The organism is Phyllobacterium myrsinacearum, from assembly GCF_014138285.1.
Classification (GTDB): Bacteria; Pseudomonadota; Alphaproteobacteria; order Rhizobiales; family Rhizobiaceae; genus Phyllobacterium; species Phyllobacterium myrsinacearum_A.
Genome location: NZ_JACGXN010000003.1, coordinates 503,877 through 520,109, shown reverse-complemented (window position 1 = coordinate 520,109; position 16,233 = coordinate 503,877). Strand labels below are relative to the sequence as shown.

The following is a 16,233-nucleotide window of genomic DNA, read 5'->3' as shown; positions in this document are numbered from 1 at the left end:
CGACCAGCGTCGGGCCGGCAAGTGCTAACCTCACACACAAAGGGGGTCAAAATTGGATGCCGATAAGGGGTCAAAGTTCGGTGCCGATTGACACCGGTTTCACGTCGTGAAGTTCAACGCGAACCGGAACAGACATATTGCGTTCGGTCGCAAAGGTGACGCTATGTTTGCCAACGAGAATGCGGGCCGCAACATCCCCATCCGTCCAAATCGCTGGCAAGCTGGGACTAAGGGCGGCGTCCTCCAGGTAGATTTGGTGATAATCAGCAAAAAGAACTCCGTCGAAAAGAATAGGCAAACTGTCGACTCCTTTTCTGAATGATCTACCATTTTGGCTGCTGACTATTGGTCGTGTAGCTCTCATATTACATAGAGGAAACCGGTCCAATGATCCCGAGGCAGGCGTCTGCATTTGACATCATTCATACTCGTTAGATTGAGTAGCTATATGAACACAGCAAGCGAATTTTCTCGTGTGTTTCCCAGTTGCTATCCGTTCGAGCAGGTTTGATCGCCGGGGCATTCTTTAGCACAGCTTCAAACGTCGCTTTGGTGGCATTTCCGCTGTCTTGCGAACGCATGGTAGAAGGCAGGGAATAAAGCGAGATTTCTTCTTCTCCCTGCAAGTGCATGATTTTCAGTTGGAAGACTCCTTTGCTGAATTTCTTGACGACCGAGGCGTCATATTCATCAGCGCTTATTTTCAAAGAGCCGGCATCATCAGTGAATATCAAATCAAGACCTTCTTCAGTGGCAGGTATTGTTCCTTTGAATTGAAAAGCTGTACCCGGACGGACGCAGGACAATGTTGCGGTGTTTGACCCCGCAGCAGCGGAAAATGGGAATGCCGCTACAATGGCGAATATAAGGATTCTGCGTAGGCGATTGATGGATAGCGTTAACATCATTGGAATCCTTATACGTCAAAGTCGGGTAGAGCCAATGGAATATTACCCCGATGAAGTGTGTTGCTTGCAACTAGGCAAAAACCAATATGTCGAGTGATCCGGTTCAACCCGCCGCGCCACAAATAATAACAGCGCTTAGATAAAAGCTTCGCGGTGGAAACAGGGTAGCTCGGCTGCTCGACACCTGTATTTGAAACAGGCATAGATGTCCTACATCTGCGGAGGTATTTCAGCTTGCGGGCCATGCACATCATCACACGTTCGCACTTCAAGAACCACAGACATTGGTTCTTCGCGCTTTTCGCTGCAGCATGTTTCTTCGTCGGGGCAGCGCGTGCCGAGCCCAGTTTTGACTGCAAGAAAGCATCGACACCAGCAGAACTCCTGATTTGCAAGGAAGACGTTCAGGTGGATCAGAGCGAAACGCTGGCGCAGAAAGATGTGCGCCTCGCCGATATCTACAAACGGGTTCTCGCTGGCGCAGGAACCAATCGGGCGGTACTTGTCGCGGCTCAATCCAAATGGTTGATCAAGCGCGATAGAGAGTGCCTGGAACGTCCATCCCCGGAAGAGGAGCAAATTAACTGTCTTCGCGCGAGCTACGACAAACGCATCGATGAATTGAAGCCTGCGCAACCAGGTGTTGCTGAAAGCCTTGCACTCTGCCGCGGTTTGCTGGACCGATACCGAGCAATATTGAAAGCAAATCCGCAGGCGCAGTATCAGCCCGGGCCGAAAGCCGAAGGCATATTGGGTGTACTCAAAGCCGACGCGGCCGCCCTTTTTGAGATTGAGAACAATACGATCAGTCTGCGCAGTTCCACCAACGACAAAGCACCGACTGCTACTGCCTATGTCTCCAAATATTTCCACCCCGATGAGCAGCTGAAGAAAACGCTTGCCCCTGATGAAGACGGGACCGATTCATTGTCTCAGTCAGATGCGGTATGGCTAACGCGCATGCCGCACAGTGACGTTTACGCCATCTCCACCCTGAATGGCACAATGCGCTGCGAAAATGCCGAGGTGCTTTTCAAAAATACCTCCAAGGCAGCGTCATTGGTTGATCTACCAAGTCACGTAGCCGAGGGTGAATGTACGGCACCGCAATTTGCCGCTATTGCCAATCGTCCGGTGTTAATCGCGGGCGGCTTTGAGGGTAACGCCTCGCCTAAAACCTACGATCTGACGGAAGGTTATAATTTTTCCCTTTGGCGGGATGGTTGGCTGCCGGCATGCAACATTTCGCTGATTTATGCGCCGAAACTTGGATATTCAGGTCAGCCGGGTCAAGGCTATCAACTAACGGATGGCGATGGAAACAACGAGAGTTGCACGCAGGATGACACGGCGTGCATCAGCCTGCGTGAAGACGTGCTCAGTCTGATGAAACGGTACCAGCTGGATCCTGCCACCATGCCGCGTCAGCTCTTCGACGAGCTTGACACCGGGCAACGCGACGATTTCAAAGATCTCAAGGACCTTTCTGACAAACAGTCGGCCAGTCAAAGCGATGACGCATACCGTACAGGAAGCTTTGTGTCGCTTCCAATTGATATGCCTCTTGATGACGCCATTCCGCTCGAAAACAAGCCTGTGGCCTTGCCATTGATTCATGACGGCAAGCTCATGCTTGTGCTGGCGGGCCACCCTCTGACAACAGGATCGCGGGATCTGCCGGACTATAGTGTCTGGGTGAAACAACGGGATGGACAAGGTGTTAAGCTTTTGAGTGGATTCACAATCACGCTAACGTTTGGTGTTCTGGAGAAAGCATCAGTGTCATTGCACTAAACTGAATGCAGAAAGTCTCGTAACAACGGACAAGCACACATGAACTCTGACAATCGACGGACACTAACGCCTGACGGCTCAGTGATTACGATCGGAGCAGTTGGATTTTCTCTGGATTGCCAAGGCAGCAATGACCAAAATTGTACCGACCTTCACCGTTAACCCGACAATCGTTTGGCCGATGTAGGTCAGGCGTAAAAAACACTTTCAGCTTTTCCGCACTTCAGTCAGGTATTGCTTTATTTCTTCACACTGCTGATCGGTCAGCACACGCTTTGGAATGGCGCGGTATTTCCGGGCAGATTCAAAAACGATGATGACCTTGGCGTTTTCAGCCCATTTCAGGAAGGTTTTCCATGGAATGAACCGGTCTTCGTCCTCGAGATGAATGCCCAAGCCTTCCTTTGACCATGTGTATTCAAACGGGACTTGATAGGCCGGAACGTGTTTCAGTATTCTCCGGATGTTATGCGAGCCCAAAGTCCATATGACAAGTAATGGAAAAGCGAGCGGGAGGATCGACAACCCGACGATGCTTGATGTCAGGTAGGGCGCAGTGTCTATTGTCCACTCTGTGATCCAGAAGGAGAGGGCGACCAAAAGGAAAAGCGTAAGGATACAAAGCACTGCAAACCGCTTCAGAAGACCAGGAGCAAGCAAATTCGTCCGCGCGTACAAACGCAGGGCCTGAATCATATCCTGTTCCGATAAAGTGAAATTTGCAGTGTGATTGTCGTTCATATGTTTCTTTTAGCGCTTTTGATTTCCAATTTCGTGCAAACGCAGCCGGCTCTGTTGTCCTATAGATGCGATATTATCAATCATATTCCGAAGTATGGCCCAAGATATAAAGGCAACGGTCGGTCGGTGATCTCTAGTGACCATTTCGTTCGAGCCAATTGATTACCATCGTTGGGAAGCCAATGAGGTTGCCGCCCACCAACTGCATGAAGCCGCCACTGTCGTCCCTTGCAATTGCTGCTTGGCATAGAGCTCGGGCCTCTTCGAAGCGTCCCATGAGGCACTGCATAGTTATGTGGCTGGCGAAATATCCATTTCCCTTGGTGCGCAGAAAGTCGAGATAGGCTTCAGAATCCGCAGTCAGCAACGGTAGATTCATTTGGGCGTCCGCCCAAGCTATGACCTTCGCGGCAATTGTTTCTGCTGACCTGTCACCCTCATCAATCCCTTCTTCGGCTACGGTAGGCGCGCCGCACACCCACGCACCGAAAGCTCTAAAGGATAGTGGCGATTTGGCGTTCTCGGGCGTGCCTGCGATATCCCAAAATACAGGATCAAGCGCCATCGGCTTGATGCGTGCGGCTACTGTGGTCTTGCGCTCCGAACCTGAAATAGTTGCCTGAACCTCGATGAACCAGCCTTTATGATCCTTGAAAAGACTGTCGCGAGCGACGCGCCATTTGGATGAACGTGCCGAGGTTTTCAGTATTGCGGCTGTCGTCTTGGCGAGCACCTTGCGCTCTTTCCGTTCTTCCCGGGTCAGCTTCGCCATTGTCTATCCGAATTATCCCATCACCGATCACTTGAAGTTCTCATTCGGGCCACGTTGAACCCTGATCCAGACAGCATCATGGTTCGACTGCACAAAGAGCAATTGTTTCGTTTATAAAAACGCCAGTAATTATTGAACAACTTCTACTTCGTTTGTGCTTTATCTGCATTGTACCCTGCAATTGTAGCGGGGTGATCAATCAGCTCGGCCAACATCATGGAAAGGCGGTCGTTCTGCGATTGCAGGTAGATCTTTAGGGATGTTCCGCATTCTGCGCGAAAATTCCTGTCAAAACACGGTGGCTCGGGCAGCTTTCCCGGATCAAAAGGCACAGATCCCGTATGCCAATAAAAGGTGACGCTCTTGTCATGGGATGTAAGTTGTTTCCGGTCCACATGTTCCGGCTCCCCGTATTCCTGAATCAGGGCATCTACCGTCGCTTTGAACGTAGGAAGAGCCGAAGCTGAATACAAAAACTCAGGATTTGTCAGCTCTCGCCGGATCCGGGTCAATTTGTTACCACTGGCAGGGCTGGAGAAGGTCATCTTCACATTATCGGCTGGGAGCACACTGCTTGCCCCCGGGATACCGTACGTGATGTCCCATTTGAATGTCGTTCCATCCGGAAGGCCCCCTTCAGTCCATGGGTTTGGCTGGTATCTGGAATCGCCCTTTAGAATGGCAGTTTCTGCAGCGTCTGGGGTTAGCCCCAGCGGTACGCCTACCATGCTGCTCAGTCTGGATTCCCCGGCATCCGCCTCGCTGAAGGTGAGGTTTAAACCAAGGATCAGCAAGGGAGCAGCGAAGATTCTTAAGTCACTCGAAAATTTAGTCATTCTCATTGCAGAATACTTTGTAAATTGCTGGCCGGACAGATTACAAGGATACTAACAGGATGTAGTGGTAAATTTCCATTGCAGTCCGGCGTCAATTTGAAATCTGATGCAGAAGACTTGGTTCATACGCGTTGCAGTGCTTCTCATATTGCTTCTGTTCTAAGCACCTGCAAAAGTACAATCCGTTATTGAGATCGCAGGAAAATCGATCCCGGTCGATTTTGAAACAGTGGATATATCCGGATCATCGGATCTGTCGAACATAGAACCGTTGGCTCGGCTCACGAAGGTAGGGGAATCTACTACGTTTCGATAGAAATCAACAGGTGTCATCTTCTTGGCCCGCCCATTGCTCGGGAGGGTATTTGGTTAAGCAACTAGCGACGATAGTGGGAATTTGGAAACGTCAGCCTCCACCCATTGCTGACCTTGTGACGTGTCGCAAAACCGGATTTTTTGCGACGCTGGGAAGATCAAACACGAAACTGTCACTTTAAATCTGTGCCGGGAACGATTGGGGCAATGGCATGAGCAAGATTCTTATCCTCGCATTTTTGTCACTGCTTGCCTTATTCGCAGTCAATGCGGCAGCACAGGAGAAAGCAATGAAACGTGTCGAAACGCCGGAGTTCTCCGTCGAGGTCAGTCCGATGTTCGAGACAGTGCGGATATTTGGCGGTTCCATCGGGCTCAAGCGAGAGCCTGAGACAACATTTTCGCCGCAAATAAGTGTGTTTGCAACCGATGCGGAAAAGGGCCAGTCGCCCGAGGATTGGCTGACCAATGTGTTGAAAGACAGTGGTCCTATCGTTGAGCGCAAGCCGGTCACCTTCGCCGGAATGACCGGTGAAATAACCAAAATCAAAGATCGTCTCAAGGATTACGAAACGGGTGAAGAAAACGACTGGTATAGATTGCGGGTATTGCTGGTCAGTTCCGATGGCTCCTCCTGGTATCATGGGATGGCCATGGCCAGCGCAGATGACTTGCTGACAATCGAGGCGGACTTCACGCGATTGCTGAATTCTATCAGTATCAAACTGGGCGGCGACGCCGCCAAAAAGAGCCGCGAAAGCGACGAAGCAAATATGGACGCTCTCATTCAGCAGCTGCGCGCGAAAATGGAGCAAGAGAGCGCAGGGCGTGAGGAGCGGGAAAGAGCGGCGAAGGCGGCCCAAGTGAAAGCGCCCGTCGAGGATATCGAGACGCGCTTCGACAAGGCGATCGCATCGGCCGGCTTGACCGGCAAGCGTGATGTTCTGCGCAAGATAGCCGTGCCCACGCTGTCCTTGACGGAAATAAGTGAAGCCGGGGCTGGGCAAACAGGCGTCAGCCGTGTCGGCGGCGGGCCGGATCTGCCCGAAGGCATAGACTGGCCGCGTGACGATAGCGGCTTCTATCTCAATTTCCTGGCGCAGATCGATCTTGCCAAATTGCCCGCAGTCTATGAGGACTTGCCCAACGACGGACTGCTCTCCTTCTTCACTGGCACCGACTACACCGATTGGAAGGTAATTCATACGCAGGCTGGCGCGAAACTGGTGACACGCGAACTGCCGGCAGATGCGGAGGATACAACGATTTCCGCGATGCGGATGGTAGTATGGGACAGCCAAAAGAAGCGGTTTGTCGCCGATGGAACGAGCGAGGACGGGCTGTCGGTCGAAACGGACGACAAAGGCCGCATGACCTTCAAGCGCGAAGGCAAGCCGATAACTGTGTTTGCCTCAGAATATGAAATCAGCCAATCGCAACAGCTGTTGCGCTTCGAACCGTCGCTCAGCGTGCCCTATGGTCTTGCTGGCAACAATCGCCCGCAAGCTTACATTGACGCAGGGCTCGAAGATCCTTCCGACTTCTGGCAGGCGGTGGACAAAGGCTTCGTCGTTGGCGACGGACCACAGCACCAGATGTTCGGCGTCACTGGTATCCGCAATTTGGCAAGTATCCAGAAACTGGCCGCAGATTACGCCATCAAGAAGGGTTGGGCGGATATTGCGAAAGCCGAAGACTGGTTCATTTTGATCAAGCTGGCGTCGGGCGGCGAAGCCAATTTCAGTTTCTCTGACCATGGCGACTACATCTTCATGGTCAACCGCAAGGATGCCGCGACGGGCGATTTCTCGCGTGTGTATGCTTTCGTGGAGTCTGGCTGACCAATGCCCAACTTACATTGAGGAGCGGGGATATTTGCAACAGACCGTCCTCCTCCTTTCGAGTTTAGGATGCAGTTAGGTATTGTCACATAAACGTGGCGTCAGTATTTCTGGGCTAGAAGGCGTGGCATGATCCAGCTTGCCGTCAGTTACAAACGTCACCGTTTCCCACCGCAGATCATCGCCCATGTGGTCTGGATGTATTACAGGTTTCCATTGAGCTTGCGCCTCGTTGAGGAAATGCTACTGGAGCGCGGGATCACGGTCTCTTATGAAACGATCCGGCGCTGGGCAATAAAGTTCGGGCCAAACTATGCCCGGCGCCTTCATCGCAAGCAGCCAAGCCGGACTGACGTCTGGTACCTCGACGAGATGGTGATCACCATCGCAGGCAGGAAGTGCTGGTTGTGGCGGGCTGTTGATCAGGAAGGTTATGTGCTCGACGAGATTGTCCAGAACCGTCGTAACACCAAGGCTGCCAAGAGATTGCTGATGCGTCTTCTGATGAAGCAGGGCATGGTGCGAGGCGTATTATCACCGACAAGCTCCGCTCCTATGCAGCAGGGAAGCGGCAGATCATGCCAACCCTCGAACACCGTTTCCACAAAGGATTGAACAACCGGGCGGAGAATTCACACCTGCCGCTACGAAAACGTGAGCGGATAAAGCAGGGCTTCCGATCTCAAGGAGGCCTGCAACGCTTCGTCGCGATCTTCTCAGCTCTCAGAAATCTCTTCGTCCCACCTCGGTCCAGCCGCTCAGCAAATGCCATCCGCCACCATCGTCTCAATGCGATGGCGCAGTGGAACATTGCGACGATTGCGACTGCCTGAAACAGGCCATAGAGGTAAACGCAACTTCACCAGCGTTTATGTGACAATACCCACCGAGGGGATGCTGACTAATTCAATCAGTTCATTGACGAAGCGTTCCTGCTCGGCGTCCAGGTATCTGTTCCAAGCCATATCTGCTCCATCAACATCGGGTGGCATTTCGCAATAGCATTGAGGTGACAATGCCACGATAACAACTTATCCATTTGGTTCTGTTCAGAAAACGCGACCATTCAGAGATCCATCCCCGGCGATATAATTATTCGAAAGGTGGCTGTCGGCGAGGTTCGCTGTCCATCGCTTGTCACGTTAAGAATGTTTGCCTGTTGAAGGCGTACATGTCCTTAAATGTGCAATATTCAGGCGCACCCAAATATATGATCGGGCTCTTCTGCGCTATGTCGTTTACCCATCGCTTCCATTCGATTTCAAATGCTTTTGCTTCTTCGGTATCAAAGCGCCGTATTTGGTAACCCAGCGTGGTATGGAAACCATATGTTTCCTGACCCGGCGCAGATATTCCCAGATGTTTGGATAACCGGGCACGCACTGTTCGGATTTTGGCGTTCTCTGCATCATCAAGTGGTACCAGCTTAAGTGTCGCCGCAGACTTGAACGTGGTTAATTGAGTGGGATCAATCTTCATGCGGAAGGGCAGTTCGCAATCGAGTTTGAATGTTCTTAACTTATCAAGGACGATCTGGTCGCAGACTTCCATAGCGGCATCCAACGGCACTCCTTCTGGCCATAATCCTGGGGTGCGATCCTTCTGGTTGGCACCTTCAAAAACCGTCATATGATAACTGGACGGTGGCAGAAGGGTGATCTTGCGCATAAAATCGAAAGTCTGGGCTTCCCGATATACGTCAAGAAGTGAACCGAAATATCCTGCATGCTCTCCCTGTTGCGGCACATGGCAGATAATGGTGTTCCCCGCAAAAGACTTTACGCTGCCATCCGCGTTGAATTTGTTTCCCACAGCAGAGGTGTACTCCGGCTTTGTCGTCGTGTCGGCACTCGCGTAGTCTGACAGTAGAACGCCGGTCGATGAAACCGCTATGGTCTTCAGAAAATCCCGTCGCTGAATAATCATTCTTGTTCCTGTTTGATATTGCTGTGGGTCAGTTCGTACCGGAAATTGACACGCTCTATTTCAGCAGTTTGATGAGCACGGGATCCTCCGTATTCTGCATTGGCGTTTTACCTGCCGTGTTGATTTGCTTCCGGTCAGCCCCATGCTCAAGCAATGTTTTAACGACTGCAACATCCTTGTTATAGACGACCGCAAGGTGGAGAGGCGTGTCACCTGTGATCGTGCTGCGCTCATTCACCCTGGCACCATTGGCGAGGAGCAACTCGATCATTTCTCGTGTGCCTGACGTAGCGGCCAGATGTATGGGATAGTAACCTTCTTCATCAACGCTGTTGATGTTGGCACCGCAAGCCAGCATGGCTTTTGTCTTGTCCACGTCATGTTGCGTGATGGTGTTGGCGAAGATCGTCGACTTAAAGCCTTTCACGTAATTGTCGTTTGGACTCAATCGTACGCAAGGATCGGTATTTAATTGGTTGAGCTGGTATTTTGCTCCAGCGTGTCCCTGTTTGGCTGCCTTGCCATACCATCTTGCAGCTTCCGTCTTGTCCTGTTTGACGACCTCTCCATCTCGATAAATGTCACCAAGTAATAGCTGGGCCTCCAGCTCGCCATTCTCGCCAGCTTTACGGTACCAGTAAATCGCCTTCGCATTGTCCTGTGCAACACCCTCGCCATTGCTATACATGACGCCAATACTGAACTGCGAATAGGCGTCGCCGCTTTTGGCCAATGGCTTCCAATATTTCAGGGCAGTTCGATAGTCCCGTTTTACATATGCGTCATAGCCCGGATCAGCCCACGCGCTGATTGAAAAGCTGCACATCGCCAAGCAGGTGAATAAGGTGAGGAAATGTCGCATGGTGGTTCGATTTTTTGTCACACTCATGATTGAATCGGAGCCTCTATTCATCCCGGTCAAATTGTATGCCGAAGCTCTAAATTCCAACCCAACTCGGTTTACAATCAAATGGTTCCCGCGGGCACATTGACCGTGCCCCCGATGTCATACTCTTGAGCAATTTCCCGCCAGACAGCCGATGGCGGGGAACGGAAGAGATAAGCGATTGCCAATGGAATTCATCTCGCCGCACAAACAATTCGCAATCATTATTTCAACTGGAGCGAAACGATCCATTTGCGCAACACCGACAGCGGGATAGGGCTTTTGACCGTTGTTCAATTGCCGACCTGTTTTATTCAACTGCTCAGTACATTTCCGGAACATACATTTCAGGCGGGACCGGAACACGACTGTAGTCGGCACTGCGTTCGCGTTCCGGCAGTTCGATCACTGGTTTGGGAACATCCGAATATGGAATTTGCCTTAACAGATGCGCAATGCAATTGAGGCGCGCCTTCCGCTTGTCTACTGCTTCCACCACCCACCACGGTGTTTCGTCTGTGTGCGTACGAGCGAGCATTTCCTCTTTTGCCTTCGTGTAATCTTCCCAATGTATTCGGCTTTCAAGATCCATCGGCGAGAGTTTCCATTGCTTCAGCGGATCGTGAATACGCATGTTGAAACGAAACTCTTGCTCTTCGTCCGTGATCGAGAACCAGTATTTGATGAGAATGATACCGGATCGCACAAGCATGCGCTCAAATTCAGGAACGGAACGGAAGAAGTCCTCAAGCTCTTCAGGTGAGCAGAAACCCATGACCCGTTCGACACCGGCCCGGTTGTACCAGCTGCGGTCAAACAGTACGATTTCACCTGCGGTGGGCAAGTGCTGAACGTAGCGTTGGAAATACCACTGATGGCGCTCGCGTTCCGATGGAGCGGGCAGAGCGACCACGCGGCAAACGCGGGGGTTGAGCCGCTGTGTCACGCGTTTGATGACACCGCCTTTGCCGGCGGAATCCCGTCCTTCGAAGATGACAATCACTTTGAGTTTTTGATGTTGCACCCAATCCTGCAGCTTCACGAGTTCATGCTGAAGTCTGAAAAGCTCCCGGAAGTAGATTTTACGATCAAGGACCTGTGTGGTTGATCCCTCCACGCCTTCCACGACCAGTTGGTCAAGCCGGTCTTCTTCCATCTGCAGTTCCAGTTCCTCATCAAAGCTGTCGGCTATTTCTGCTTTGATCCGGTCCAGTTGATCCTGATTGTTTTCGGACATTTTCTAATACCCTCTGTGATTATGATGAGAGAACCAAATGTTCACGACATGGCGATGACCATGAAATTGTTCGTGCTCCCATGCTTGAGACTATATAGCGCAAACGAGGTCGCTGTTGTGAAAGGGTATGGTTCCACGCGTTTGGAATTGCGATAAACAGGATATTGCAACATTCATGCGGGCGATTGACGAAGTTCAAGCTAAAATTACCCTACACAACCAGCAAAATCGCCCCTGCATTCGGAGGAATGCAGGGGCAGGTGTAAAGCGCGGTCAAACGCTTTTAAAACGGTAACGCGCCAGTGATCACGGACCGGATCTTAGAAGTTGCGTTGCAGCCGCAAGCGGCCCTCGACCGGGTCGCCACGACTGTCATCGTAGCTTGTATAGGTAACTTCGGGAATAATGTCGAAGCCGGGGACCAGCTTGTAGCGAACATTCAGAGCAGCTGAAACGTTGCCGTATTCTTCATAGGCAACCTGACCATTCAAAGTGGCCTTGTCCGACAGTTTTGCGGAAAGACCCGCCCAAATGGCGTAGTCACCTTCCCAGTTGGCGTAGTAATTATTCACGCCTGCGGATTTGTCCCAGTCGGACTGGTAGCCGCCCATGAGGAACGCCGAAACGGTGTCGGTGAATTTTACGTCGATTCTTACCTTGCCGGCCCAGACCTCATCAAGAGCGTCGTAGCCGACAATGCCGGACAGCGAACCCCAGCCTTGTTCAAACTTGAGGCCCCCGAGAATATGGGGCGTGTAATCGTCAATGAGGTAGCTCTTCGTGCGGCCCTGATCGTTGTAGCCGAAATCACTGGTGCTGCCTTGCTCAAGGCCGAGCATTGCCGAAAATCCATTGCCGCCTTTGAACGTGTAACTGATCTGGTTCGTAGCGGTGTCCTTGTCGGGTCCATAGGCAATGACATTGTCATTGATGTAATACCCGCATCGGAAAGCTCATCTTCAAGATCGTCAAAATGGCCGCCATCGAGTACGGCAAACAACGGCCTTGGCAAAGTATCAAGTCCTGCCCGAAACCTTTGCGTCACGGTCTCGCCATCGGGCAGATCGAGCACCGGCGTTTCCATTACAACCTCATACGCGCGCAAATGGGGTTAACGATTGGGATGCATTTTTCAGGCACGACGCGCCTTTACCGGGTCCACCGCTTTTGAAATTGATCCTATTGCCCTCAATGTCGATTTTGAGCGCGTAAAACTTGATGCCCTTTTTGGTGATACTGATATAGCCGCCCGGTGCCGACAGCCTGATCTCGTCATCGGCATAGATTTCCCAAACCTTTGCTTCACCATGGAATTTGTTGCCTGTGACAAGATTATAGAGTTCGCCAACCTCTGTCTTGATCGTCTTGCCGACCACGGTGTTCTGTTCTTTGCCGATGTGGGTAAAATGCGTCTGTCCGACGTTGGTGACCTTGCTGACGCGAACAATTTGATATTCTGGCCTGTGCCATTTAGTCCACGGGAAGATGACGATATCTTCGTCAACAATCATAGTTTGCGACAGAGCCAGTTCAGGGACCGTCCAATTAAAGCGCTCATTAGGCTGCCGGGTTCTGTTGCCACGCGGCTCTTAAAAATAGTCATTGCAGTTATGGCTATTCCCTTTACTCGAGGCAGAACGCTTGTACCGATAACTTCTAATATTGGGAGCGTGATTGGCCTCTTCGAAGGCAGTGCCGGCCGAAAATCCGCACATTCCCAGCAGACTACTGGCACATGAGAGTTCACGGCAATCTGGACGATGGTCATACGCAAAGTCGGGGCATCGTTGCAGCCTTGAGACCGTTGATGGTAGGGTCAGTTCAATAAATTCTGACCCTAAGTTGCATGTTCGCCACTTCAAAGCATGCGGGAGAGAACGTCTGTTTCGCCTCTTTTGTCCTGCAGCCTGTGTTTTACGGCGCCTGCCACATGCAGGAAAATACAGGCCAGCATGAGATAGGCTGCATATTTATGAAGTGCCTGGAACAGGACGAATGCAGTGTCGTTTTTCGGTAAAATCTCCGGAATATGCGAGACAAAGAAAAAAGGTACGCCGTCACTTTGTGCGAAGCTGCTGGATAGGGAATATCCCAATAATGGCACAAGTAAAGTCAACGTCATCAAAAGCCGGTGAACCGCTTGCGAGAGCCATTTTTCCCAGCGTGTCAACATGTCAGGAGGGCGCGGCAAGGCGGCGGCGTAGCGCCAGCGCAGAGCCAAGTGTACGAGTGCTAACAGCCAGACCAGTACACCAAATTGCTTGTGATTGGGATACAAAAACGAAGCTATGTTCATGTCGCTTTCTGAAAGCCTTGTCATGTACCACCCCGTAGCTATCAAACACAGAACCAGAAAAGCGCGTAACCAGTGAAGTATCCTGATTGACGGCGGATATTTTTCTGCCGCGGCGCGTCGGCGCGTCATATCATTCATAGCGGCGTCCTTTCTGCGAAAGACAAGTAGCATGCAGGTGATAGTCCTTTTGACTGAACTTTATCGTTCGCTCGGTGGTTATTCTCAGTGGCGCTAAAGTGCAATTTCAATCGTTGTCGGACCCTGCAGAACAAGCACACGGCAAAATCCATCAGGGTTTGTCACACAAAGCTAACTTTTCGCGTGTGGAGATACTGCAAAGGTTGCATGGAGACCGTATCGAGCAACGTTTGGGAAATTTCGAATCAAAGGCCATAAAATACTTTGATTGGCGCAGCTGTTTATGGCTGCTCGTCCAAGACCCCCTCTCCTTAGTATTTGCACACAATCTCTACATATCCGCGACCGGTTACAGTCAAACGATGAGCAGACATTGCGCTTGCAGCGTGAAGTCTCATGAATCCGTCCAGGGTTGGCGAAACTTGCACGGTCTCCAGTTCTCTCGCTCCCGAGCGTTTTCCAATGCTACGGTTTCTGTGTCGTGATTGTGCTGTGTAGATGCTTGAAACCGGGCAAACGTATGCAAAGATCTGAGGCGATAATCTGATTATCCCTTCATCAAAATTGATGGTCGCATGGGCGAGGCGAAACAGCCGCCAACGCACGAGCTTAGTGGATATGGCAAATGACGATGAACGAATTTGAAGTTGATGATCTCTCGTATGATCATCTGGCAGCTAAACATGTTTCACTTCGCCGAGTACTTGGCTTATTCAAAGCCTATGCCGGGCGGTTGGCTTTGGTGTTGGTGCTCATCCTGCTGTCATCAGTGGCAGGCATTGCGGCACCCTTCCTGCTTCGTTCCATCATCGATAATGCGCTTCCCACAGGCAATCTCAACCTATTGATGCTATTGGCCGGTGGCCTGATCGTCCTTGCTTGCTTTGGTACGGTGTTGGGCGTCCTGCAGGTGCTTATTACGTCAAAGGTCGGCCAATCGATCATGCATGACCTGCGCGTGAAGGTTTATGTCCATCTCCAACGCCTATCGTTGAGTTTCTTTGCCACTACCGGAACGGGCGAGGTTCAATCCCGCATTGCGAGTGATATTGGCGGACTGCAAGCGCTCGTTACCCACACAGCGAGTCAGCTTGCACGCAATATTAGCGTCGTTCTGATGACCATGATCGCAATGTTGGCACTCGAATGGCGATTGGCACTGTTTTCCTTTATCGTCTTGCCAATCGCAATCTGGATCAGCCATCGCGTTGGAGAACTGCGCGAGAAACTGACGTATGAGCAACAGTCACGAATTGCCGATATGGCCTCGACAGTACAAGAGTCTATGTCTATTTCGGGCATTATTCTTACGCGAACCATGGGACGTACTGATCACTTGAAGCGCCGGTTTATTCGCACGTCAGAAGGCGTGGCGGAGCTTGAAGTGCGCACTCACACCGTCGGCCAATGGCAGTGGGGCATTATTGATGTTTTGCTTCAAGCGCTGCCAGCTCTTACGCTCCTGTGCGGTGGCTTCCTGATGAGTGAGGGGGTGACTGCGGTGACCATTGGTACACTTGTTGCGATGATCGCCTTACAGGAACAGTTACTTTGGCCCTTGGAAGAAGTTCTTGAATCCGCTGTTCACATTAAAACGACACGCGCCTTGTTTGCTCGCATTTTCGAATATCTGGATCGAACGGTTGAGCTTCAGGAGATTTCCGATCCGGTTGTTCTCGATCACACAAAAATTCGAGGGGACGTCCGGTTGGGCAAGGTTTTCTTCTCCTATGACAATACGCTGGCACCCGCGATCAATGGTATCTCGATTGATATCCCTGCTGGATCCCACACAGCTATTGTAGGGGCCACGGGCTCGGGAAAGACAACACTCGGCTATTTGCTGGCCAGGCTATACGATGTGGATTCGGGATCAGTTTCCTACGACAATATTGATGTTCGGGAACTGAGCTTTCAATCATTGACGGAAATTCTCGGTGTGGTTACACAGGAGCCATACCTATTCAATGCCACAATCGCGGATAATCTGCGCTTCGCAAGCCTAACAGCTACAGATGAAGAGTTGATTGCGGCAGCCAAAGTTGCGCAAATACACGAAATGATCATCACGCTGCCGGATGGCTATCAAACAATGGTAGGTGAACGCGGATATCGCTTTTCCGGTGGTGAGAAACAACGCCTTGCGCTAGCGCGAACTATCCTGCGCAAGCCCCGTGTACTGCTACTGGATGAGGCGACGAGTGCGCTTGATCCTGCCACCGAGCGTGCGATGTCCCATGCGCTCACAACGTTAGCAAAACAATGCACAACCATCACGATTGCACATCGGCTTTCGACGGTTCGGCATGCGGATCAGATCGTTGTGATGGACAAGGGCCATGTAGTCGAGCGTGGCACACATGAAGAATTGCTCGCTCTAAAGGGTGTGTATGCCAATTTGGCGCGATCTATTCAATGAAACACGCAGAGATCGGTCAGCAAGTATGTAGCCAAGGACACGCGGATTTCAGATGATTGGATGAGTTATCTGCATTAGGACCCCAAATATGGCCTGCTGACTGCTCAGCTCAATCTCCACATGA

Annotated in this window: 14 protein-coding genes and 1 pseudogene; 5 read left to right on the top strand and 10 right to left on the bottom strand. The window is 51.3% G+C overall.

Annotated features, from left to right (window positions below; translation table 11 throughout):
* Window positions 1-70: 70 nt before the first annotated feature.
* Window positions 71-298: a hypothetical protein gene (locus tag FHW16_RS14745; RefSeq protein WP_182549939.1), complete on the bottom strand. Its 228-nt coding sequence runs from the start codon at window positions 296-298 to the stop codon at window positions 71-73.
* A 133-nt stretch (window positions 299-431) separates the two neighbouring features.
* Window positions 432-908, bottom strand: a complete 477-nt coding sequence (locus FHW16_RS14740; protein ID WP_210278131.1) for a hypothetical protein — start codon at window positions 906-908, stop codon at window positions 432-434.
* Between the two features lie 408 nt (window positions 909-1,316).
* Here FHW16_RS14740 and FHW16_RS14735 point away from each other — a divergent pair, with 408 nt between their 5' ends.
* Window positions 1,317-2,702 carry a lysozyme inhibitor LprI family protein gene (locus tag FHW16_RS14735; protein ID WP_182549937.1) on the top strand — a complete coding sequence of 462 codons (1,386 nt, stop codon included), beginning with the start codon at window positions 1,317-1,319 and terminating at the stop codon, window positions 2,700-2,702.
* Window positions 2,703-2,909: 207 nt separating this feature from the next.
* Here FHW16_RS14735 and FHW16_RS14730 read toward each other — a convergent pair whose 3' ends face one another.
* From FHW16_RS14730 to FHW16_RS14720, 3 genes are all read right to left on the bottom strand, one after another.
* Window positions 2,910-3,398 carry a YcxB family protein gene (locus FHW16_RS14730; RefSeq protein ID WP_210278130.1) on the bottom strand — a complete coding sequence of 163 codons (489 nt, stop codon included), beginning with the start codon at window positions 3,396-3,398 and terminating at the stop codon, window positions 2,910-2,912.
* A 178-nt stretch (window positions 3,399-3,576) separates the two neighbouring features.
* Window positions 3,577-4,215, bottom strand: a complete 639-nt coding sequence (locus FHW16_RS14725) for a hypothetical protein (protein WP_182549935.1) — start codon at window positions 4,213-4,215, stop codon at window positions 3,577-3,579.
* A 143-nt stretch (window positions 4,216-4,358) separates the two neighbouring features.
* A complete protein-coding gene (locus tag FHW16_RS14720) occupies window positions 4,359-5,051 on the bottom strand; it encodes a hypothetical protein (protein ID WP_182549934.1) in 693 nt (230 codons plus the stop codon).
* A gap of 527 nt (window positions 5,052-5,578) precedes the next feature.
* Here FHW16_RS14720 and FHW16_RS14715 point away from each other — a divergent pair.
* Together FHW16_RS14715 and FHW16_RS14710 are read left to right on the top strand one after the other, a co-directional pair.
* A complete protein-coding gene (locus tag FHW16_RS14715) occupies window positions 5,579-7,207 on the top strand; it encodes a DUF1963 domain-containing protein (RefSeq protein WP_182549933.1) in 1,629 nt (542 codons plus the stop codon).
* Between the two features lie 129 nt (window positions 7,208-7,336).
* Window positions 7,337-8,040, top strand: a pseudogene (locus tag FHW16_RS14710) (IS6 family transposase).
* 304 nt (window positions 8,041-8,344) lie between these two features.
* Here the strand turns inward: FHW16_RS14710 and FHW16_RS14705 are convergent.
* The 4 genes from FHW16_RS14705 to FHW16_RS14690 all read right to left on the bottom strand — a co-directional run bounded on the left by FHW16_RS14705 (window position 8,345) and on the right by FHW16_RS14690 (window position 12,173).
* Window positions 8,345-9,133: a DUF1868 domain-containing protein gene (locus FHW16_RS14705; protein ID WP_182549932.1), complete on the bottom strand. Its 789-nt coding sequence runs from the start codon at window positions 9,131-9,133 to the stop codon at window positions 8,345-8,347.
* A 55-nt stretch (window positions 9,134-9,188) separates the two neighbouring features.
* Entirely contained in the window at window positions 9,189-10,022 is an 834-nt protein-coding gene (locus FHW16_RS14700) for a tetratricopeptide repeat protein (protein ID WP_182549931.1), read from the bottom strand.
* 319 nt (window positions 10,023-10,341) lie between these two features.
* Window positions 10,342-11,256 carry a polyphosphate kinase 2 gene (ppk2, locus tag FHW16_RS14695; RefSeq protein WP_182549930.1) on the bottom strand — a complete coding sequence of 305 codons (915 nt, stop codon included), beginning with the start codon at window positions 11,254-11,256 and terminating at the stop codon, window positions 10,342-10,344.
* Between the two features lie 320 nt (window positions 11,257-11,576).
* The gene (locus tag FHW16_RS14690; RefSeq protein WP_348643895.1) at window positions 11,577-12,173 is read right to left on the bottom strand and encodes a porin; all 597 of its coding nucleotides are present in this window, start codon (window positions 12,171-12,173) and stop codon (window positions 11,577-11,579) included.
* Window positions 12,174-12,374: 201 nt separating this feature from the next.
* On the opposite strand from FHW16_RS14690, the gene FHW16_RS14685 reads away from it, so the two are divergent.
* Entirely contained in the window at window positions 12,375-12,995 is a 621-nt protein-coding gene (locus tag FHW16_RS14685; protein ID WP_182549929.1) for a hypothetical protein, read from the top strand.
* 119 nt (window positions 12,996-13,114) lie between these two features.
* Here FHW16_RS14685 and FHW16_RS14680 read toward each other — a convergent pair whose 3' ends face one another.
* The gene (locus FHW16_RS14680) at window positions 13,115-13,690 is read right to left on the bottom strand and encodes a cytochrome b (RefSeq protein WP_182549928.1); all 576 of its coding nucleotides are present in this window, start codon (window positions 13,688-13,690) and stop codon (window positions 13,115-13,117) included.
* Between the two features lie 625 nt (window positions 13,691-14,315).
* Between FHW16_RS14680 and FHW16_RS14675 the strand changes: the two genes are divergently transcribed.
* A complete protein-coding gene (locus tag FHW16_RS14675) occupies window positions 14,316-16,109 on the top strand; it encodes an ABC transporter ATP-binding protein (RefSeq protein WP_182549927.1) in 1,794 nt (597 codons plus the stop codon).
* The last annotated feature ends 124 nt before the right edge of the window (window positions 16,110-16,233 follow it).